Source organism: Sphingomonas sp. CCH9-E2, from assembly GCF_001557215.1.
GTDB lineage: Bacteria > Pseudomonadota > Alphaproteobacteria > Sphingomonadales > Sphingomonadaceae > Sphingomonas.
The window spans coordinates 1-3,662 of the sequence record NZ_LSJM01000385.1; the positions used below are offsets into that span (position 1 = coordinate 1).

Annotated in this window: 4 protein-coding genes; all 4 read right to left on the reverse strand. The window is 67.7% G+C overall.

Annotation, left to right across the window (positions count from 1 at the left end; all coding sequences use genetic code 11):
• Positions 1 to 315, reverse strand: a 315-nt coding sequence (locus tag AX681_RS17550) for an FHIPEP family type III secretion protein (protein WP_197424319.1), incomplete at its 3' end; no start/stop codon positions are given.
• A gap of 15 nt (positions 316 to 330) precedes the next feature.
• Positions 331 to 1,617, reverse strand: a complete 1,287-nt coding sequence (locus tag AX681_RS17555) for a sigma-54-dependent transcriptional regulator (protein ID WP_066657404.1) — start codon at positions 1,615 to 1,617, stop codon at positions 331 to 333.
• Positions 1,618 to 1,619: 2 nt separating this feature from the next.
• Positions 1,620 to 1,979, reverse strand: a complete 360-nt coding sequence (fliN, locus tag AX681_RS17560) for a flagellar motor switch protein FliN (protein ID WP_231733669.1) — start codon at positions 1,977 to 1,979, stop codon at positions 1,620 to 1,622.
• A gap of 11 nt (positions 1,980 to 1,990) precedes the next feature.
• A complete protein-coding gene (gene fliF / locus AX681_RS17565; RefSeq protein ID WP_066657416.1) occupies positions 1,991 to 3,607 on the reverse strand; it encodes a flagellar basal-body MS-ring/collar protein FliF in 1,617 nt (538 codons plus the stop codon).
• Positions 3,608 to 3,662 lie beyond the last annotated feature (55 nt).

The window sequence follows — 3,662 nt, forward strand, 5'->3', positions numbered from 1 at the left end:
CACGCCGCCCGCCGCATGCGCGCCCTCATGCCCATGCGCCAGGATCAGGCGGGTCGAGGCGATGTTGAGGCCGAGCCGCAGCATCGTCGCGATCAGCAGGATCGTCGGAAATGCCGACAGCTGCAGCGGCTTTTCGATGAACAACGCCGTCATCAGGATCATCACCGACAGGGTGATCGACAGGACGAGGCCCAGGTCGAGCATCCAGCCGGGCATCGGCAGCACAAGCGTGCCGATGATCGCCAGCACGCCCACCGCCAGCGCGATGTCGCGACCATTGCCCAGGCGGGAAAGAAAGCCGTTGAGACCGTTCATCGAATGATTTCCGCGTCAGGTTGCCGGAACGACCGCAATGCCCGCCTCGACAAAGGACTTGAGCTTGTTGCGCATCGTGCGGACCGAAATGCCCAGGATCTGCGAGGCCGAGGTGCGGTTGCCCTGGCACCGCTCCAGCGTCTCTAGGATCAGCTGGCGCTCGACTTCCTCGACCGTCTGGCCGACGAGCGAGGCGATGACGGGCTTGCCCGCGACCGGGGCGGGCGGGGCGAGCCGCGACCCGTCCGCCAGCACGATCGCTTCCGGCCCGATATAGCCGTCGGGCGACAGCAGCACGGCGCGGTGCATCGCGTCCTGCAGCTCGGCGACGTTGCCCGGCCAGTCGTAGCTGGTCAGCAGCGTTTCGGTCGCCGGGTCGATCAGCGGGCTGGGCAGGCACTGCATCGCGGCGAAGCGCGCGGCAAAGGTCGCCGCGAGCAGGCGGATGTCGCCGCCACGCGCGCGCAGCGGCGGCAGCGCCACCGTCGCCAGCGCAAAGCGGGCGAGCAGGTCGCCGCGAAACTGTCCGGCATCGACCATCGCGGCCAGATCGCGGCGCGTGCTGGCGATGACATTGGGCGCGCCCGGTGCCGACATTGCCTTGAGCACGTCCAGCTGGAGCGCGGCGGGCAGGCGATCGATGTCGCGCAGAAACAGCGTGCCGCCGCTGGCGGTGGCAAAGGCGCCGCGGCGGCTGGCAAGCGCACCTTCGAACGCTCCGGCGGCATGACCGAACAGTTCGGAATGCAGCACTTCCGGTGCGACGCCGGTGCATTCGATCGTGACGAAGCCCGAGCGGCCCGATGCAGCATGGGTGGCGTGCGCGACGCGTTCCTTGCCGGTGCCGCGCTCGCCGCTGATCAGGATCGGGGCGTGCGCCGGGGCCATCGCACGCGCAAAGTCGAGTGCGCGCAGCCAGGCCGGGTCTTCACCCACCATCGGTGCGAAATCGGCCTGCGCCATCTGCGCGATCGCGGCGGCAATCAGCTCGCGATCGGGGGGCAGGGGGATATAGTCGCGCGCGCCGGCACGGATCGCGGCGACCGCGCGCTCGGCCGGGGCATCGATGCCACAGGCGAGCACCGGCACGGCAAAGCGTTCGGCGATCAGCGCGCGCATGAACCCCGGCACGTCGCTGTCGACGTCGATCATCACCAGCCCCGCGCCAACCTCACGCAGATGTTCGAGTGCGGCGGTCGGCGTCTCGGCGATCTTCACCTCGGCACCCAGGCTTTGCGCCATGCGCGCAGCCTCGCCAAAGGGGCCGCTGCTGGCACCGACGATCATCAGGCGAAGCTGCATGTTCAGCCTTCCTGACGGACGATTTCGGTGAGCGTGACGCCGAGCGCATGGTCGACCAGCATCACTTCGCCGCGCGCCACCAGCCGGTTGTTGACATAGACGTCGACCGGCTCGCCGACGCGGCGGTCGAGTTCGAGCACCATGCCCGACTTCATGCGGATCAGTTCGCCCACCGGCACGCGCGCGCGACCGAGTACGGCCTGGACGCGGACCGGAACTTCGCTGACGGCGGACAGCGACCCGGCGGGGCCGGTTTCGGCGTTGGGGCCGTCGGTGCTGAACTCCTCGAACGACGGCGGCGCGTCGGTCTCGATCATCGCGCCGCTTTCGGGGCTCTCGATCGGTTCGCCGGGTTCGGACATCGGGGTCTCCATCATGCGTTCATCCACTGGCGGATCACGGCAGTCGCCTCGGGCGCGTTGCTGGCGACCATGTCGCCGACCTTGCGCAGATGCGATGCCTTGATCTGGCCATCGACATTGTTGAGCTGGACATCATGGTCGAGCAGGGGGACGTTCGCGCCGTTTCCCTGCATCGATTCCAGTTGCTTGAGCGCGGCCGGGTCGCCCTCTGCCGCCTGCTGCGCGATGGCCAGCATCTCGGCATTCTGGTCGCTGGGCAGCATCGGCGGACCGACCTCGGCTTCGGCTTCCTTGTTGGCGCGCGAGCGGAGCATGCGCAGCACGATCAGGCCGATCACGCCGACCAGCAGGATCTTGAGCAGACCGACCACCTGATCGGAGGTGAAGAAGCTGTACCAGGCGGCGGTCGCGTCGGCGGGCTCGGCCGGGGTGGCAAAGGCCAGGCTTTCGACCACCACGCTGTCGCCGCGCTCGGTATCGATGCCCACGGCATTTTCGACCAGCCGGGTCAGCTGCTGCTTGCGTGCCTCGGGCAGCCCCTGTGCGCCGCCATCGACAGTCACCGCGACCGACAGGCGGGTCAGCTTGCCCGGTTCGCGCGTCACCACGCTGCGGGTCGCGCTATTGGCATAGGTCACGTCCTCCGACGTTTCCTTGCGCGCCTGCTGCCGCGTGTCGCCGCCATTGGCGCCGACCGGCTGCTGCTGCGCCTCGGGCAGCTGGTTGCCGACGGTCGCGGCCTGCTCGCCGCTATTCTCGTTGGTCTGATCGTCGCTTTCGACCGTCACCTGGCGCGCAATGACCTGCTTGTCGGGGTCATAGACGTTGGATTCCTCCCGCGTCGCATCGCGATCGATCTGCGCGGCCACTTCCGCGCGAACCTTGCCCTGGCCGACAATGGGTTCGAGCAGCGCGACGATCTCCTCGCGCATCTTCGCCTCGATCTGCGACTGGCGTTCGTCAATCGTGCCGCCGCCCGCTGCGCCCTGTTCCCCGGCCCGTGCTAGCAAGGCGCCAGACTGGTCGACGATCGACACGGATTCGGGCGAGAGTTCGGGGACTGCGGACGAGACGAGGTAGCGGATCGCCTGGATCGTCTCGGCGGGCAGGCGGCCCTTGGTCTTTACGGTGACCGATGCCGTGGCGGGACGCGCCTCGGCGGCGAACATCGCGCGTTCGGGCATCACGATATGCACGCGCGCGCCCGATACGGCGTCGAGGCTCTGGATCGAGCGCACGAGTTCACCTTCGATCGCCCGAGTCTCGTTCATCTTGGCGCGGCTGGCGGACACGCCGAACGGCTGTTCCTCGTCCAGCACGTCATAACCGATCTTGCCGCCCAGCTTCTCGCCGGCCATCGCCATGCGCAGTTCGGCGAGGCGATCGACCGGAGCCATCACCGCGGTGCCGTCGGCGGACAGTTCGAACGGGACGTTTTGCGACTTGAGCTTTTCGGAAATCGCCGCGGCGGCCGACGGGTCGAGATCGGTGTAGAGGAACCCCATGGTGGTGCTCTCACCACGCAGCGCGACCATCGCCAGCGCCGCCATGATCAATGCCGCGACGCCGCCCATGATGATGAGCCTTTTGGCCCCCAATTGTGCGATCAGCCCTTTAACCTGCTCCAAGCGGCACCCTATCAACCAACCGGAACTGCCTGTTCCTCAGGTCAATTATAGATGC